The sequence below is a fragment of the Cupriavidus nantongensis genome (assembly GCF_001598055.1).
GTDB lineage: Bacteria > Pseudomonadota > Gammaproteobacteria > Burkholderiales > Burkholderiaceae > Cupriavidus > Cupriavidus nantongensis.
The window spans coordinates 4,582,802-4,596,748 of record NZ_CP014844.1; the positions used below are offsets into that span (position 1 = coordinate 4,582,802).

A 13,947-nucleotide genomic window follows, 5' to 3' on the forward strand; every position below is an offset into this window, starting at 1 on the left:
TTATTCTCCACTCTTCGCATCTGCGCCAGGCGCAGCGCGGCGACCGGCACCGGCACCGCCGCGGCGGTTGCCACCCGGACGGCCTTCGCCTTCACGGCGGCGGCCTTCCGGACGACCCGGGCGACGACGACGGTCGTCCTGCGGCTCTTCCACCACCGGCGCGTCATTGCGGCCGAGGTGATCCCCCTTGTAGACCCACACCTTGACACCGATGATGCCGTAGGTGGTTTCTGCTTCGGAGAAGCCGTAGTCGATGTCGGCGCGCAGGGTGTGCAGGGGCACACGGCCTTCGCGGTACCACTCGGTACGGGCGATTTCGATACCGTTCAGACGGCCGGCGCTCATGATCTTGATACCCTGGGCGCCCAGGCGCATCGCGTTCTGCATGGCGCGCTTCATGGCGCGGCGGAACATGATGCGGCGCTCGAGCTGCTGGGTGATCGAATCGGCGATCAGCTGAGCATCGGTTTCCGGCTTGCGGATTTCCTCGATGTTCACGTGCACGGGCACGCCCATGCGACGCTGCAGTTCGGCCTTCAGCAGTTCGATGTCCTCACCCTTCTTGCCGATCACCACGCCCGGACGCGAGCTGTAAATGGTGATGCGTGCATTACGGGCGGGGCGCTCGATCACGACGCGGCCAACCGATGCGTTCTTGAGCTTCTTCTTCAGGAAGTCGCGAACTTCGATGTCTTCCTTCAGCATGCCGGCGAACTTCGTGTTGCTGGCGTACCAGCGCGAAGCCCAGTTACGGCTGACAGCCAGACGGAAGCCAGTCGGATGAATCTTCTGTCCCATCGTGACTCCTTAGTTGCCGAGCGTCACAGTGATGTGACAGGTTTGTTTCTCGATGCGGTTGCCGCGGCCCTTTGCCCGTGCCGTGAAGCGCTTGAGCGAGGTTGCCTTGTCGACGTAGATCGATTTGACCTTGAGTTCGTCGATGTCGGCGCCTTCGTTGTGCTCGGCGTTGGCGATGGCCGATTCGACCACCTTCTTCACGATCCCGGCAGCCTTTTTCGGGCTGAACGTCAGGACGTTGAGCGCGCGCTCGATCGGCAGACCACGGATCTGGTCAGCGACCAGGCGCGTCTTCTGGGCGGAGATGCGGGCACCGCGATGAATCGCTTTCACTTCCATGATGGCACCTTACCTCTTCGCTTTCTTGTCAGCCGCGTGGCCCTTGAACGTGCGGGTAATCGCAAATTCGCCGAGCTTGTGGCCAACCATGTTTTCCGTAACGTACACCGGCACGTGTTGACGGCCGTTGTGGACGGCGATCGTCAGGCCGATGAACTCCGGCAGAATGGTCGAGCGGCGCGACCACGTCTTGATGGGCTTCTTGTCCTTGCCGCTCGTTGCAACTTCCACCTTCTTCAGCAGGTGGGCGTCGCAGAACGGACCCTTTTTAGCGGAACGAGTCATATCTTTAGCTCCTACCTACCGATTAACGCTTGTGGCGCTTCTGGACGATCATGCTGTCCGTGCGCTTGTTGCTGCGGGTACGGTAACCCTTGGTCGGGGTACCCCACGGCGACACCGGATCGCGACCAGCAGCGGTCTTGCCCTCACCACCACCGTGCGGGTGGTCGACCGGGTTCATCACGACACCACGGACCGTCGGGCGGATACCGCGCCAGCGGGTCGCACCGGCCTTGCCGATGACGCGCAGGCTGTGCTCTTCGTTGCCCACTTCACCAACGGTGGCGCGGCACTCGATGTGCACGCGGCGCACTTCGCCGGAGCGCAGGCGAACCTGGGCGTACAGGCCTTCGCGGGCCAGCAGCACGGCGGAGCCGCCTGCGGCGCGTGCGATCTGGGCGCCCTTGCCCGGCAGCATTTCCACGTTGTTGATCGTGGTACCGACCGGAATGTTGCGGATCGGCAGGTTGTTACCGGCCTTGATCGGCGCTTCCGAGCCGTTCAGCAGCTGCTGGCCGGCAACCATGCCCTTGGTGGCGATGATGTAGCGGCGCTCGCCGTCGGCGAACACGACCAGCGCGATGTTGGCGCTGCGGTTCGGATCGTATTCCAGGCGCTCGACCTTGGCGGGGATGCCGTCCTTGTCGTTGCGCTTGAAATCGACCACGCGGTAGTGGTGCTTATGACCACCGCCCTTGTGGCGGGTGGTGATATGACCATTGTTGTTACGGCCCGACTTCTGGAATTGCTTTTCCAGCAGCGGCGCGTACGGGGTGCCCTTGTGAAGGTCCTTGTTGACCACCTTCACCATCGAGCGACGACCCGGGGAAGTCGGCTTGGTCTTGACGAGTGCCATGATTACTTGGCCTCCGCTTCAAAATTGATTTCCTGACCCGGCTTCAGTGCCACGTATGCCTTCTTCACGTGGTTGCGACGGCCCATGAAACGGCCGAAGCGCTTCTGCTTGCCCTTCTGGTTCAGGATCTGAACGGACTGCACCTCGACCTTGAACAGCAGTTCGACGGCGGCCTTCACTTCTGCCTTGTTGGCATCGCGGGCCACTTCGAACACGACCTGTTCATTCTTGTCGGCGACCAGGGTTGCCTTTTCGGAAACCACCGGCGCGAGCAGCACCTGCATCAAACGATGATCGTTCTTGGCTACTTGCGTCATTTCAGCAACTCCTCGATCTGCGCGACGGCAGCCTTGGTCACTAGCACCTTCTTGTAGTGCACGAGCGACAGCGGGTCAGCCTGGCGCGGCTCCACGACTGCCACGTGCGGCAGGTTGCGCGAAGCCAGGTAGAGGTTTTCGTCGAGGCTGTCGGTGATGATCAGCACCGAGTCCAGGCCCATGGCCTTGAACTTGTCGGCCAAGAGCTTGGTCTTGGGCGCGTCGACAGTGAAACCGTCCACCACGTTGATACGACCTTCACGTGCGAGCTGCGAGTAAATCGAGCGCATGCCGGCACGGAACATCTTCTTGTTGACCTTCTGGCTGAAGTTCTCTTCCGGCGAATTCGGGAAGATACGGCCGCCCCCGCGCCACAGCGGCGAGGAAGACATACCGGCACGAGCACGGCCCGTACCCTTCTGGCGCCACGGCTTCTTGGTCGTGTGCTTGACCTCTTCACGATCTTTCTGCTTGCGGTTACCGCTGCGCGCGTTGGCCTGGTAAGCGACGACGATCTGGTGAACGAGGGCTTCGTTGTAGTCACGGCCGAACACTTCGGGCGAGGCAGCAACGCCTGCACCGACTTGGCCATTGTCCTGGAGGAGCTTGAGTTCCATTACATGCGCTCCTTAAGCTTTGGCTTTGGCCTTGACGGCCGGGGTAACGATGACCTTGCCGTTCTTGGAGCCGGGAATGGCGCCCTTGACCAGCAGCAGCTTGCGCTCTGCGTCGATCTTGGCGATCTCCAGGTTCTGCACGGTGCGGGTGACATCGCCCAGGTGACCGGTCATGCGCTTGCCCGGGAACACGCGGCCCGGATCCTGCGCCATACCGATCGAGCCCGGCACGTTGTGCGAGCGCGAGTTACCGTGGGTGGCACGGCCGGAGGCGAAGTGGTAGCGCTTGATGGTACCGGCGTAGCCCTTACCGATGGTCACGCCCTGCACGTCGATCTTCTGACCGACTTCGAACAGGTCGACCGACAGCGAACCGCCAGCTTGCAGTTCGGCAGCCTTGGCTGCGTCGATACGGAATTCGCGGATGATTTCGCCGGCTTCCACGCCGGCTTTGGCGAGGTGACCCGCCAGCGGCTTGGTGACGCGGCTTGCGCGTCGTGCGCCGAAGGTGACTTGAACCGCGGTGTAACCGTCGGTCTCGTCCGTCTTGATTTGCGTCACGCGGTTGTCGCCGACCTCGACCACGGTCACGGGAATCGCTTCACCGTCGTCCGTGAAAATACGGGTCATGCCAACCTTGCGACCTACAAGGCCAAGGCTCATGGTTTGCTCCATTCCCAGCTGCGATTGGCCGGGGCTGATTGATACACGAAAACTGTGCTTGCGCTTGTGCGCGGATGGGCTTGCGCTAAACAAGACTGCGCGCGGCCAAAATGGCCAGCCCACTACCCGAGGTAACGGGTAGCCTTACAACATATCACAGCAGTTTGGAAAGGGCAATATGAATTGCGGATTTCCCTGCAATGTTGTAGGCAGGGAGGGCGCTGCAGTGACGCTTGCGCTGCCTGGCTGTGGTGGCGGGGCGACGGGCCGCTTTCGGAGCGGCCCATCAGGCACCGTAAAAAGTCAGGTCAGGCCGCGATGCGGACGAAGTCGCCGCCATAGAAGACCAGCGGCTCGCCCTCCCCTGCCGTGACGGCTTCGACGGCACCGACGATCAGCAGGTGGTCGCCCACCGGATCGGCGCGCTCGACCCGGCACGACAGCGTCGCCAGCGCCTCGTCCAGGTAAGGTACGCCGTGCGGGCAACGGCGATGGCCAATGCCGGCGAACTTGTCCGGCAACGGCGTGGCAAAGCGGCGCGCCAGTTCGCCGTGGCCGGCGCGCAGGATGCTGACGCCGAACGGCGCGCCCGGGGCGAACAGGCCCGCATTGGGCGAATGCCTGGCCAGGCTCCACAGGATCAATGGCGGCGCCAGCGACAGCGACGCGAACGAGTTGACGGTGATGCCGACCGGCCGCCGCTGCGGCGTACAGGCACCGATGACCGCCACGCCGGTCGCGTAGCGGCCGCAAACCCGGCGCAGTTCGCGCGGATCGAGCGAGGGGGCGGCATGGCTGATGGTGACCATCTCAGGCGGCCTGCGGCAGGTGGTGGTCGATCAGCTGGTGGCAGGCTTGCGGATCCATCCACCAGGGGAAGTAGTCCGGCGGATTGTCGAAGCCGTTGGCGATGCGGGCCGCCAGCGCCGGCGCCTGCCCCGCCGCGCCCAGCAGACCCAGGATGTGCGGCGGCGGCGGGGTCAGCAGCGAGTTGGTCCACGCCACCACAGCGCCGGCGTATTGCCAGTAGCGGGCGAAGGTCTGTTCCATCCAGTCGCGGTCGTACGCCCGCTCGCCATGGTCGACGATGGCATCGAGATAGACCTTGCAGCACTTGGCGGCATTGTTCGAGCCCTGGCCGGTGATCGGGTCATTGACCACCACGGCATCGGCCATGCCGAACACCAGTCGCCCCGACGGCAGCGTCAGCACCGGCTTGCGTACCGTCGGCGCGAAGCGGCCCGACAGGATGCCATTGTCGTCGGTCAGCGCCACCTGCTCGCAGCGCTCGGCTTCCCACGGCGCATAGGTGCGCAGGATGCGCAGGCTTTCGGCGAGGTGCTGTTCGGGCGTGCGGGCCTCGGTCCAGCGGTCCATCGGACCGCCCGGAATACCCTCGAACACCATGATCTCGCACGGCCCCGACAGTGTCAGCGCGGGAAAGACGAAGTACTCGCCCACCCCGGGAATCAGGTTGAAGCAAACCCGCGAGAACGGCTCGCGCGGCAGCATGCCGGTCACGTAGGTCAGCGCGAGCGCGCGCTGGGGCCGGTCGAACGGGCTGCGCGAGGCATCGCGCTCGAAGCGGCTGACGATCTCGCCCTTGCCGGCAGCCAGCAGCACCAGGTCGTGCTCGCGCGCCAGCGCTTCCAGCTCGTCGACGCCGACATCGACGATGCGCAGGTCGCCGCCGCGCGCAACAAAGGCCTCCATCCATGCCGGCATCTTCAGGCGCTGGTCGACCGCCTGCGCCGGCCGGTCCAGCGGCGCGGCCCAGTCGATGACCCTGGCGCCGGGCAGCTCGGGATGCGGCACGGCCAGGCCGATGCCCTGCACCGGCGGGCAGGCATCGTCCCACCAGTTCAGGCCGAGCTCGCGCTCGGTCTGCAGCGCGCGGTCGAACATGCACTGGCTGGACATGACCTTGCCGGCGCGGATCTGTTCCGGCGTGCGGTTGGACAGCAGCGTGACGCGGTAGCCGTGGGCCTGCAGCCCGAGGGCCATTTGCAGGCCCGACTGGCCCGCTCCGACGATGGCGATGCGTTGGCGCATGAGGTGTCTCCTGAAGGATCGTGGTGGGGCGTTCAGCCGGCCAGCTTGCCGATGGCAGGCACGTTCTGCTCCGGACCCATGGCGGAGTAGCCACCGTCGACGGCATAGTCGGCGCCGGTGACGAAGCTGGCGTGGTCGGAGCAGAGGAACAGCACCACCTGCGCCACTTCGTCGGGCTCGCCGACGCGGCCGAGCAGGTGGAACGGCGCGGCCACCGCATCGGTGCGGGCGCGGTTGCCGCCGCTGACCTCGTCCATCAAGCGGCACCAGGTCCAGCCCGGCGACACCGCGTTGACGCGAATGCGGTCCGGCGCCAGATCCATCGCCATACTGCGGGTCAACTGCGCGATGGCCGCCTTCGATACCGGATAGAGCCAGCGCCCGGTCTGCGCCACGTTGGCGGAGATGCTGGTGAAGTTGACGATGGCACCGCCGCCGCGCGCGCGCATCAGCGGATGCACCGCCTGCGCCAGCATCACCCCGGAAACCACGTTGACATCGAGCGCCGCCAACCAGTCGGCACGATTCGAGCGAAAGCCGTCGTCGAGATAGGTGCAGGCCAGGTTGACCAGGAAATCGACGCCGCCGAAGTGCTGCGCCACCTGGCTCACCGCATCGCGGACCTGCTCGTCCCGCGTGATGTCCGCCGCGATGAACAGCGCCTCCTTGCCCAGTTCCGCGGCAACGCGCTCGCCGTTGGCGGCGTCGATATCGAAGATCGCCACGCGCGCGCCCGCCTCGATGAAGGCCCGCGCCACCCCCGCGCCGATCAGCGTGGCGCCTCCGGTGACGATGGCCACCTTGTCCTGCAATCCCTTCATGGTTGTCTCCTGGTTGCTCACCGGTGTCCGGTACGGTGCGGGCCTCTGCGGGCCCGCTCCCGTTCACTGCCGCCTGCTTACTTGCCCTCGCTCTGCTGCCAGCGCGCCATCAGCGTGTTCGACGGCAGGGTCTCGTCCAGCAGCTTGCGTGCGGTCTCCACGCCCGCCACCGGTAAACCGGTGGGATCCAGCTTGCCGATCTGCACCAGCACGCTGGCCTGGTCCCAGTAGATATGCTCGTGGTACAGCTTGTCGCCGCGGAACTTGACGATGGCGATCAGCGGGATCTCCACGCGCTTGCCGGTGGGCGGCACGCCGGGCAGCATCCAGTCGATCTCGCTGGTGTGGGTGAAGCAGAACAGCAGCTCATCGACGATCTGCGAGGCGCCCACCGTGCGCGACAGCGGGATCAGCGTCGTGTCCGGCGGATTGCTGTGGACGAAATGGTTCTGGTAGAAGCGGCGCAGCTGCGCGTAGCCGACGCCGCCGGTCATGGTCGGGATATGGTTCACGTAGGGCTGCGCCACCATCGTCGCCATGGTCGCATCGACATCGCGGGTGGCGAATTCATACTCGCAGTGCTTGTCCCACAGCGCCGAGAAGTCGTAGTGCGGGCCCATCTCGCGGCGCAGCGCGGCGATCGAGCGCTGGTGCGCCATCAGCGCCGAAGGCTTGTCGAAATGCTCGCCACCGGCGCGCGCAAAGGCATGGTCGACGCCGGCATAGACGTACACCTCGATGTGGTCCCGGCCGGCAAGGGCCTCGCGGATCGCCGCCTGCGCCTGCGGCGGGCAGAAGCCGTCCTTCTCCGCGATATGCAGCACCAGGCGGCCCCGCACGTTGGCGGCCTCGCCCAGCGCATGCTCGATGCCGACGCCGTAGTACGCCACCGCGCAGGCCACGTCGGGCAACCGGCAGGCGGCCAGGTAGGCCAGCTTGCCGCCCAGGCAGAAGCCCAGCACGCCGGTCTGGCCGACGCATTCGGGGCGCGCGCGCAACGTCTCCAGCGCCGCGCCCACATCCTGCACGCCCTTCGCTTCGTCGAACTGCTGATAGAGGCCGAGCGCGCGCTGGAAGTCTTCGCCGCGGTCGGTCAGCTCGATGCCCGGTGCGATGCGCCAGAACAAGTCCGGCACCAGCACCGTATGGCCCTCTTCGGCGTAGTAATCGGCCACCTGGCGCATGGTGGCATTGACGCCGAAGATCTCCTGGCACAGCACGATGCCGGGGCCCTTGCCCGCCGCGGGGGTGGCGAGATAGCCGCCAAAACTGCCTTCTGGGGTCTGGATCTGGATGGTCTGGCCCATGGCCTGCGCTCCTTGTCGTTCTCTGTTGGCTGACAGCTGGTGGAGGGTGCGCTGCCGTGCTGGATCCCATGATGGTGGCTCCGCACCGCAGCAAACTAGCCGCTGGCTGCAGCGGCTATCCGATTAGTGCAGGAAAGTCGGGCTTCGGTCAACGCAAGGCCGGGGTCGCGCGGATCGATCCGCTATAGTGGTTGCGTGGACCATGCTGCGCGCATGGCGCCCCGGCCTCCGCCGTGGACGCCAGCCAGCGCCGCGGCCACGCCAGAGGAGCGAGACCATGTTGCAGCTGCCCCCGACTGCCCGCGCGCCGGCGCCGCTGGCGCACGCCCTGCTACACGATGCCGGGCGGCAGGTGTTCGCCTCGACCGACCTCGGGCAGACGCGCGCGGCGGTGGGCAAGGTCTTCAAGCCGCACCGGCTCGATATCCGCGGGACCAGCCTGTCGGCCCGCATGCACCACGCGCCGCTGGGCGCGGTGTCGCTGAACCGGCTCGCCTACGGCGCCGATGTCACCATCGACCCGGGCCCGCTCGGCGACTTCCTGCTGGTGCAGATGCCGCTCAGCGGCCACGCCGAGATCCGTTGCGGCGCGCAGCAGATCGTGTCGACGCCGGACTGCGCGTCCGTGCTGACGCCCAGCGACCCGCTGCTGATGCGCTGGAGCGCGGACAACGACCAGCTGATCGTGCGCGTCGAACGCAGCGCGCTGGAGCGCGTGTGCGCCGCCTATCTCGGGCATCGCCCGGACCCGCCGCTGCGCTTCCAGCTCGGCATGGCCTGGCGCAGCGCCGGCTGGTATGCATTGATGGAGTATCTGGCGCAGATGCTGGCGGCGGAGCCGGAAGCCGCGCGCCACCCGCTCACGGCATGCCAGCTCGAGCAGCTGGTGATCGGCACCCTGCTGACGCTGCAGCCGCACAGCCTGTCGGAGGCGCTGCAGCGGCACGGCAAGCCGCTGGCGCCGCGCCATGTGAAAGTGGTCGAGGAATATATCCACGCCCATGCCGCCGCGGCGCTGACGCCGGCGCTGCTGGCGGAGATCGCGGGCGTCAGCCTGCGCAGCCTGTATGCGGGGTTCCGCGAGCATCGCGGGCTGAGCCCGATGGCCTACCTGCGCACGGTCCGGCTGGACCGGGTACGGCACGACCTGCTCAACGATGCGGCGCTGTCGTCGGTGACCGGCGCCGCGCTGCGCTGGGGCTTTACCCACCTGGGGCGCTTCAGCGCCGAGTACCGGCGCGCGTTCGGCGAGTGCCCGGCCGAGACGCTGCGCCGGCGCGGCAGCGTGTAGGGGCGTGGCGGGCGCTGCCGTGCGGCGTGCCACCAAAACAAAAACGGCGAACCGAGGTTCGCCGTTTTGCTGCATCAAGCCGCGCGGGCGGCCCGAAACATCGTTACACCTTGATCTCGACGTCCACGCCTGCCGGCAGGTCGAGCTTCATCAGCGCGTCAACGGTCTTGTCGGTCGGGTCGACGATGTCCATCAGGCGCTGGTGGGTGCGGATCTCGAACTGATCGCGGCTGGTCTTGTTGACGTGCGGCGAACGCAGGATGTCGAAGCGCTGGATGCGGGTCGGCAGGGGCACCGGGCCCTTGACGATCGCGCCGGTACGCTTGGCGGTATCCACGATTTCGGCAGCCGACTGGTCGATCAGGCGATAGTCGAAAGCCTTCAGGCGGATACGGATCTTCTGGTTCTGCATGATATTTCCTTAAAAGAGCGATTGGGCAAGCTGCCCGTTGAATGGGGACATGCCCGCGGGCATGTCCCAGGAAGTGCTTAGTCGAGGATCTTTGCCACGACGCCGGCGCCGACGGTACGGCCACCTTCGCGGATGGCGAAGCGCAGGCCTTCTTCCATGGCGATCGGGGCGATCAGCTTGACGGTGATCGACACGTTGTCACCCGGCATGACCATTTCCTTGTCCTTCGGCAGCTCGATCGAGCCGGTCACGTCGGTGGTACGGAAGTAGAACTGCGGGCGGTAGTTGTTGAAGAACGGGGTGTGACGGCCGCCTTCGTCCTTCGACAGGATGTACACCTCGCCGGTGAAGTGGGTGTGCGGCTTGATCGAACCCGGCTTGCACAGCACCTGGCCGCGCTCGACGTCTTCACGCTTGGTGCCGCGCAGCAGCAGACCGACGTTGTCGCCAGCCTGGCCCTGGTCCAGCAGCTTGCGGAACATTTCCACGCCGGTGCAGGTGGTCTTCACGGTCGGCTTGATACCGACGATTTCGATTTCCTCGCCGACCTTGATGATGCCGCGCTCGATACGGCCGGTCACCACGGTGCCGCGACCCGAGATCGAGAACACGTCTTCCACCGGCATCAGGAAGGTACCGTCAACGGCACGCTCCGGCGTCGGGATGTAGGTGTCCAGCGCGTCGGCCAGGCGCATGATGGCTTCTTCGCCCAGGTCGCCCTTGTCGCCTTCCAGCGCCAGCTTGGCCGAACCCTTGATGATCGGGGTGTCGTCGCCGGGGAACTCGTACTTGCTCAGCAGCTCGCGCACTTCCATCTCGACCAGCTCGAGCAGTTCGGCGTCGTCCACCATGTCGCACTTGTTCAGGAACACGATGATGTACGGCACGCCGACCTGACGGGCCAGCAGGATGTGCTCGCGGGTCTGCGGCATCGGGCCGTCAGCGGCCGAGCACACCAGGATCGCGCCGTCCATCTGGGCGGCACCGGTGATCATGTTCTTGACGTAGTCGGCGTGGCCCGGGCAGTCAACGTGCGCGTAGTGGCGGTTGGCCGTCTCGTATTCGACGTGGGCGGTATTGATGGTAATACCGCGGGCCTTCTCTTCCGGCGCTGCGTCGATTTCGTCGTACTTCTTGGCCGCACCACCGAACTTCGCTGCCAGCACCGTGGCGATCTCGCTGCGGTCAGCGTGGTCTTGCCATGGTCAACGTGACCAATCGTACCAACGTTCACGTGCGGCTTGGTCCGCTCGAACTTTTCCTTTGCCATTTTTTTCAGCTCCTAATGGAATGCAGTCTTGTCGATTCATCACGCCGCCGCGTCCTGGCGGACGCGGCGGCATACAGCTTATTTACTTGCCCTTGGCCGCCATCACTGCTTCGGCGATGTTCTTCGGTGCCTCGGCGTAGTGCTTGAATTCCATGGTGTAGGTGGCGCGGCCTTGCGTGGCCGAGCGCAGCGCGGTCGAATATCCGAACATTTCCGACAGCGGGACTTCGGCCTTGATGATCTTGCCGCCGCCCACCATGTCGTCCATGCCCTGCACGATGCCGCGGCGGGACGACAGGTCGCCCATCACGGTACCGGTGTAGTCTTCCGGCGTTTCCACTTCCACGGCCATCATCGGCTCGAGCAGAACCGGGCTGGCCTTGCGCATGGCTTCCTTGAAAGCCATCGAGCCGGCCATGCGGAACGCGTTTTCGTTCGAGTCCACGTCGTGGTACGAACCGAAGGTCAGCGTGACCTTCACGTCCACCACCGGGAAGCCAGCCAGGATACCGGCCGTCAGGGTGTCGACGATACCCTTTTCGACCGCCGGGATGTATTCGCGAGGAATCACACCGCCCTTGATGGCGTCGATGAACTCGAAGCCCTTGCCCGGCTCTTGCGGTTCCAGCGTGATCACGGCGTGACCGTACTGGCCGCGGCCGCCCGACTGCTTGACGAACTTGCCTTCGACGTCCTCGGCCTTCTTGCGGATGGTTTCGCGGTAGGCCACCTGCGGCGCGCCGATGTTGGCTTCCACGCCGAATTCGCGCTTCATGCGGTCGACCAGAATTTCGAGGTGGAGCTCGCCCATGCCCGAAATGATGGTCTGGCCCGATTCTTCATCGGTACGCACGCGGAACGACGGATCCTCGGCGGCCAGGCGGTTCAGGGCGATGCCCATCTTTTCCTGGTCGGCCTTGGTCTTCGGCTCGACCGCCTGCGAGATCACCGGCTCCGGGAACACCATGCGCTCGAGCACGATCGGGGCAGCCGGATCGCACAGCGTATCGCCCGTGGTGGCGTCCTTCAGGCCCACCGCGGCGGCGATGTCGCCGGCCAGCACTTCCTTGATTTCTTCGCGCTGGTTGGCGTGCATCTGCAGAATACGGCCCAGGCGTTCCTTCTTGCCCTTGACCGGGTTGTAGACGGTGTCGCCCGAGTTGATCTTGCCCGAGTAGACGCGGAAGAAGATCAGCTGGCCGACGAACGGGTCGGTCATGATCTTGAACGCCAGCGCCGAGAACTTCTCGTTGTCGTCGGCCTTGCGCTCGAGCTTCTTCTCGTCGTCGCTTTCGTCCACGCCCTTGACCGGCGGAATATCGACCGGCGACGGCAGGAAGTCGATCACGGCGTCGAGCATACGCTGCACGCCCTTGTTCTTGAACGCGGTGCCGCACAGCATCGGCTGGATTTCGCAGGCGATGGTACGGTCACGCAGCGCCTTGACGATCTCGGCGCGGGTCAGCTCTTCGCCGCCCAGGTACTTTTCCATCAGCTCTTCGCTGGCTTCGGCGGCGGACTCGACCATCTTCTCGCGCCATTCTTCAGCGGTCGCCTGCAGCTCGGCCGGGATGTCCTGGTATTCGAACTTCACGCCCTGGCTGGCTTCGTCCCAGATGATCGCCTTCATTTCCAGCAGGTCGATCACGCCCTGGAAGCCGTCTTCAGCGCCGATCGGCACCACCACGGGCACCGGGTTGGCCTTCAGGCGGGTCTTCAGCTGGTCGTAGACCTTGAAGAAGTTGGCGCCGGTACGGTCCATCTTGTTGACGAACGCCAGACGCGGCACGCCGTACTTGTTGGCCTGACGCCACACGGTTTCGGACTGCGGCTGCACGCCGCCCACGGCGCAGTACACCATGCATGCGCCATCCAGCACGCGCATGGAACGCTCCACCTCGATGGTGAAGTCCACGTGGCCCGGGGTGTCGATGATGTTGAAGCGGTGCTCGGGGTAGTTGCCGGCCATGCCCTTCCAGAAGGCGGTGGTGGCAGCGGAGGTGATGGTAATACCACGCTCCTGTTCCTGCTCCATCCAGTCCATGGTGGCGGCGCCGTCGTGCACTTCACCGATCTTGTGGTTCACACCGGTGTAGAACAGGATGCGCTCGGTCGTGGTGGTTTTACCCGCGTCAATGTGAGCCGAAATACCGATGTTACGGTAACGCTCGATGGGAGTCTTACGAGCCACTTTAATCCTCTATTCGTCCGTGAGGCGCCGGCATCTCATGGCCCGCGCCCCTAACACAAACGGGCGAGATGTGTAAAAACACAGCCCGCCCGGCAACCAACAATGTTTTCGCTCGCTTTAGAAGCGGAAGTGCGAGAACGCCTTGTTGGCTTCGGCCATGCGGTGCACTTCGTCGCGCTTCTTCATCGCGCCGCCACGGCCTTCCGATGCTTCCAGCAGCTCACCTGCCAGGCGCAGCGCCATCGACTTCTCGCTGCGTTTTTTCGCGGCCTCACGCAGCCAGCGCATCGCCAATGCCAAACGACGCGACGGACGGACTTCGACCGGAACCTGATAGTTGGCGCCGCCCACGCGACGGCTCTTCACTTCCACCACCGGCTTCACGTTGTTGATGGCAACGGAGAACACTTCGATGGGGGCCTTGCCTGCCTTCTTTTCGATCTGGTCGAACGCGCCGTACACGATGCGTTCGGCAACCGACTTCTTGCCATCCAGCATCAGCACGTTCATGAACTTGGCAACTTCAACGTTGCCGAACTTCGGATCAGGCAGAACGTCCCGCTTCGGGACTTCACGACGACGTGGCATCTTCTTTCCTTTAGATTCAGTTGAGAGCGCGGTCAGATTTTCCCGCTCTCCGGCCACCAACTAGCTTGCATGCAAAGACAGCAAATTCGCCGGGTGACCACTTACTCGACGGCACGGTTGCCAAAAAGGCGCTCCGTTGTACC

The 13,947-nt window shown here is 64.8% G+C and carries 15 protein-coding genes and 1 pseudogene; 1 reads left to right on the forward strand and 15 read right to left on the reverse strand.

Annotated features, from left to right (window positions below; genetic code table 11):
* The 11 genes from rpsC to A2G96_RS21280 form a co-directional block, all read right to left on the reverse strand.
* On the reverse strand, positions 1-798 hold the full coding sequence (gene rpsC / locus A2G96_RS21230) for a 30S ribosomal protein S3 (protein WP_010812392.1): 798 nt from the start codon (positions 796-798) through the stop codon (positions 1-3).
* A 9-nt stretch (positions 799-807) separates the two neighbouring features.
* Positions 808-1,137: a 50S ribosomal protein L22 gene (gene rplV / locus A2G96_RS21235; RefSeq protein WP_003271370.1), complete on the reverse strand. Its 330-nt coding sequence runs from the start codon at positions 1,135-1,137 to the stop codon at positions 808-810.
* Positions 1,138-1,146: 9 nt separating this feature from the next.
* Positions 1,147-1,422 carry a 30S ribosomal protein S19 gene (rpsS, locus tag A2G96_RS21240; protein ID WP_012354138.1) on the reverse strand — a complete coding sequence of 92 codons (276 nt, stop codon included), beginning with the start codon at positions 1,420-1,422 and terminating at the stop codon, positions 1,147-1,149.
* Between the two features lie 22 nt (positions 1,423-1,444).
* Complete coding sequence (gene rplB, locus A2G96_RS21245; RefSeq protein WP_012354139.1) at positions 1,445-2,275, reverse strand: 50S ribosomal protein L2; 831 nt, start codon at positions 2,273-2,275, stop codon at positions 1,445-1,447.
* Between the two features lie 2 nt (positions 2,276-2,277).
* A complete protein-coding gene (rplW, locus tag A2G96_RS21250; protein ID WP_061956557.1) occupies positions 2,278-2,592 on the reverse strand; it encodes a 50S ribosomal protein L23 in 315 nt (104 codons plus the stop codon).
* Positions 2,589-3,209: a 50S ribosomal protein L4 gene (rplD, locus tag A2G96_RS21255; protein WP_011299311.1), complete on the reverse strand. Its 621-nt coding sequence runs from the start codon at positions 3,207-3,209 to the stop codon at positions 2,589-2,591. Before rplD ends, rplW begins: the two co-directional genes overlap by 4 nt.
* 12 nt (positions 3,210-3,221) lie before the next feature.
* Complete coding sequence (rplC, locus tag A2G96_RS21260; protein ID WP_010812397.1) at positions 3,222-3,872, reverse strand: 50S ribosomal protein L3; 651 nt, start codon at positions 3,870-3,872, stop codon at positions 3,222-3,224.
* A 308-nt stretch (positions 3,873-4,180) separates the two neighbouring features.
* Positions 4,181-4,681 (reverse strand): flavin reductase family protein, encoded by a 501-nt coding sequence (locus tag A2G96_RS21265; protein WP_062801965.1) that lies wholly within the window; start codon positions 4,679-4,681, stop codon positions 4,181-4,183.
* A gap of 1 nt (position 4,682) precedes the next feature.
* On the reverse strand, positions 4,683-5,924 hold the full coding sequence (locus A2G96_RS21270; protein ID WP_062801966.1) for a styrene monooxygenase/indole monooxygenase family protein: 1,242 nt from the start codon (positions 5,922-5,924) through the stop codon (positions 4,683-4,685).
* A gap of 32 nt (positions 5,925-5,956) precedes the next feature.
* A complete protein-coding gene (locus A2G96_RS21275) occupies positions 5,957-6,745 on the reverse strand; it encodes an SDR family oxidoreductase (protein WP_062801967.1) in 789 nt (262 codons plus the stop codon).
* A gap of 77 nt (positions 6,746-6,822) precedes the next feature.
* Complete coding sequence (locus A2G96_RS21280; protein ID WP_062801968.1) at positions 6,823-8,052, reverse strand: dienelactone hydrolase family protein; 1,230 nt, start codon at positions 8,050-8,052, stop codon at positions 6,823-6,825.
* Between the two features lie 277 nt (positions 8,053-8,329).
* Between A2G96_RS21280 and A2G96_RS21285 the strand changes: the two genes are divergently transcribed.
* Complete coding sequence (locus A2G96_RS21285; protein WP_062801969.1) at positions 8,330-9,343, forward strand: AraC family transcriptional regulator; 1,014 nt, start codon at positions 8,330-8,332, stop codon at positions 9,341-9,343.
* Between the two features lie 103 nt (positions 9,344-9,446).
* Here the strand turns inward: A2G96_RS21285 and rpsJ are convergent, their stop codons facing one another.
* The 4 genes and pseudogenes from rpsJ to rpsG form a co-directional block, all read right to left on the reverse strand.
* Positions 9,447-9,755, reverse strand: a complete 309-nt coding sequence (rpsJ, locus tag A2G96_RS21290) for a 30S ribosomal protein S10 (RefSeq protein ID WP_006160488.1) — start codon at positions 9,753-9,755, stop codon at positions 9,447-9,449.
* Positions 9,756-9,832: 77 nt separating this feature from the next.
* Positions 9,833-11,025, reverse strand: a pseudogene (gene tuf / locus A2G96_RS21295) (elongation factor Tu).
* Positions 11,026-11,107: 82 nt separating this feature from the next.
* Complete coding sequence (gene fusA, locus A2G96_RS21300) at positions 11,108-13,216, reverse strand: elongation factor G (RefSeq protein ID WP_062801970.1); 2,109 nt, start codon at positions 13,214-13,216, stop codon at positions 11,108-11,110.
* A gap of 117 nt (positions 13,217-13,333) precedes the next feature.
* The gene (gene rpsG / locus A2G96_RS21305; protein WP_010810459.1) at positions 13,334-13,804 is read right to left on the reverse strand and encodes a 30S ribosomal protein S7; all 471 of its coding nucleotides are present in this window, start codon (positions 13,802-13,804) and stop codon (positions 13,334-13,336) included.
* Positions 13,805-13,947: the final 143 nt, after the last annotated feature.

What these genes read in the sequence shown, in the direction of transcription:
- rpsC (WP_010812392.1), bottom strand. Translation starts at nt 798, where the DNA reads ATGGGACAGAAGATTCATCCGACTGGCTTCCGTCTGGCTGTCAGCCGT.
- rplV (WP_003271370.1), bottom strand. Translation starts at nt 1,137, where the DNA reads ATGGAAGTGAAAGCGATTCATCGCGGTGCCCGCATCTCCGCCCAGAAG.
- rpsS (WP_012354138.1), bottom strand. Translation starts at nt 1,422, where the DNA reads ATGACTCGTTCCGCTAAAAAGGGTCCGTTCTGCGACGCCCACCTGCTG.
- rplB (WP_012354139.1), bottom strand. Translation starts at nt 2,275, where the DNA reads ATGGCACTCGTCAAGACCAAGCCGACTTCCCCGGGTCGTCGCTCGATG.
- rplW (WP_061956557.1), bottom strand. Translation starts at nt 2,592, where the DNA reads ATGACGCAAGTAGCCAAGAACGATCATCGTTTGATGCAGGTGCTGCTC.
- rplD (WP_011299311.1), bottom strand. Translation starts at nt 3,209, where the DNA reads ATGGAACTCAAGCTCCTCCAGGACAATGGCCAAGTCGGTGCAGGCGTT.
- rplC (WP_010812397.1), bottom strand. Translation starts at nt 3,872, where the DNA reads ATGAGCCTTGGCCTTGTAGGTCGCAAGGTTGGCATGACCCGTATTTTC.
- A2G96_RS21265 (WP_062801965.1), bottom strand. Translation starts at nt 4,681, where the DNA reads ATGGTCACCATCAGCCATGCCGCCCCCTCGCTCGATCCGCGCGAACTG.
- A2G96_RS21270 (WP_062801966.1), bottom strand. Translation starts at nt 5,924, where the DNA reads ATGCGCCAACGCATCGCCATCGTCGGAGCGGGCCAGTCGGGCCTGCAA.
- A2G96_RS21275 (WP_062801967.1), bottom strand. Translation starts at nt 6,745, where the DNA reads ATGAAGGGATTGCAGGACAAGGTGGCCATCGTCACCGGAGGCGCCACG.
- A2G96_RS21280 (WP_062801968.1), bottom strand. Translation starts at nt 8,052, where the DNA reads ATGGGCCAGACCATCCAGATCCAGACCCCAGAAGGCAGTTTTGGCGGC.
- A2G96_RS21285 (WP_062801969.1), top strand. Translation starts at nt 8,330, where the DNA reads ATGTTGCAGCTGCCCCCGACTGCCCGCGCGCCGGCGCCGCTGGCGCAC.
- rpsJ (WP_006160488.1), bottom strand. Translation starts at nt 9,755, where the DNA reads ATGCAGAACCAGAAGATCCGTATCCGCCTGAAGGCTTTCGACTATCGC.
- rpsG (WP_010810459.1), bottom strand. Translation starts at nt 13,804, where the DNA reads ATGCCACGTCGTCGTGAAGTCCCGAAGCGGGACGTTCTGCCTGATCCG.